Annotated in this window: 1 protein-coding gene, 1 tRNA gene and 1 pseudogene; 1 reads left to right on the plus strand and 2 read right to left on the minus strand. The window is 66.9% G+C overall.

The genetic code is table 11. The features are described 5' to 3' along the window. Positions 1-82 (plus strand): annotated as a pseudogene (locus I9P22_RS24210) (IS5/IS1182 family transposase); the annotation flags it as partial. A 366-nt stretch (positions 83-448) separates the two neighbouring features. Here I9P22_RS24210 and I9P22_RS24220 read toward each other — a convergent pair. Further along, positions 449-544 (minus strand) — tRNA-Sec (locus I9P22_RS24220). 5 nt (positions 545-549) lie between these two features. Next, on the minus strand, positions 550-1285 hold a 736-nt coding region (locus I9P22_RS24225; protein ID WP_199262777.1), incomplete at its 5' end, for a SelB domain-containing protein.

The raw sequence follows: 1285 nt of genomic DNA on the forward strand, positions 1-1285 counted from the left end.
CTACGACAAAACCGCAGACAGTTTCCTCGGCTTCATCGACATCGCCTGCATCAGGCTCTGGCTTCGCCATTTGTCAACATGACCTACGGCGTCCCGGTTCTGTGCGACGTGCAGATCATCCCGCGCGGCGTCTCCGGTCTGTCGGAGTTCGACCCTTTCCGGCCAGCCTTCAAAAGCCGCATTGCCGGCAGTCGTTCACCGGAAGAAGCGGCAACCATGCGGAAGATGCGGGCGACGGGCAGCTCGCTGAAGGAAATCGCCAACGCGACAGGACGGAGCATAAACACGGTGTTTCGCGCCACCTGCCACATGTAACCCCAACAGCCCCCGGCTTCAGTCGGGGGCAAATCCCTGCTGTAAGAAGGTTTCATTTGGGGGACGTATTGGTGTATCGGCAGCTCTGTTAATCAATTAAATTCATTAATTACAATTGGTTAAATGGTGAAATTGGCGGAAGAGAGTGGGAGTCGAACCCACCCGGGACAGGCTCACTGCCCCAACCGGATTTGAAGTCCGGCCGCCCCACCGGGGACGCTTCTCTTCCCTTGTTCACATCGCGGACCCGTCCGGGCTGAACAGGTCGATCCGGTGCGGATTGATGCGACGAAGATCGCCCCGGCGCAAGGTCAGACCGAGCCGGTCGAAGAAATCCAGGATCTGGATCGCCACCTTGCGGCCGTTCCGCACCCGGTCGCGAAAGGCCGGGGCGGTGAACCAGCCGTCCGGGCTGGCGGCGGCAAGCTCGCGGAGGATGCCGACCATCTCGACGGTGGCGGCGCGGGCGAAGAAATGGTCGTGCGCGATCTGGTCGATGCGGCCCTGCCGCGCCGCCATGCGCAGGATGCGGCGCAGCTCGGCCTCGTCCAGGCCCAAGTCGCGCGCGAAGTCGCGGACGCGGGGCGGGCGGAAGCGCTCCTCGCCGGAAAGGCGCGGCAGGAGGCGGGCCAAGGTCGCCTCGTCTTCGTCGGACAGGCGCGGCAGGTGGCCGGGCAGGCGGATGAAGGCGCCGTCCAGCGCGATGCGGCCGGCGCCGGCCTCGGCGCGCAGGAAGGCGGCGAAGGCATCCTTGGGCAGGCGCGGCTCCAGCTTCAACCGCAGCCTTTCGCGGCCCAGGCCCTGCAGGTCGGCATTCTCGGCGTGAAAGTCGGCCAGCTCGGCGAGCATCGCCGCGCGCAGGGCGGCCAGCCGCTCGGGGGCCAGCGCCTGCCGGGTGCCGGCGATCACGGCCACGCCCGAGGCGGCGACGGCATCCTCCAGCCCCGCCGGCGCCAGCGCCCGGTCGCGG

It is taken from the genome of Paracoccus binzhouensis, assembly GCF_016446475.1.
In the GTDB taxonomy this organism is placed as follows: Bacteria; Pseudomonadota; Alphaproteobacteria; order Rhodobacterales; family Rhodobacteraceae; genus Paracoccus; species Paracoccus binzhouensis.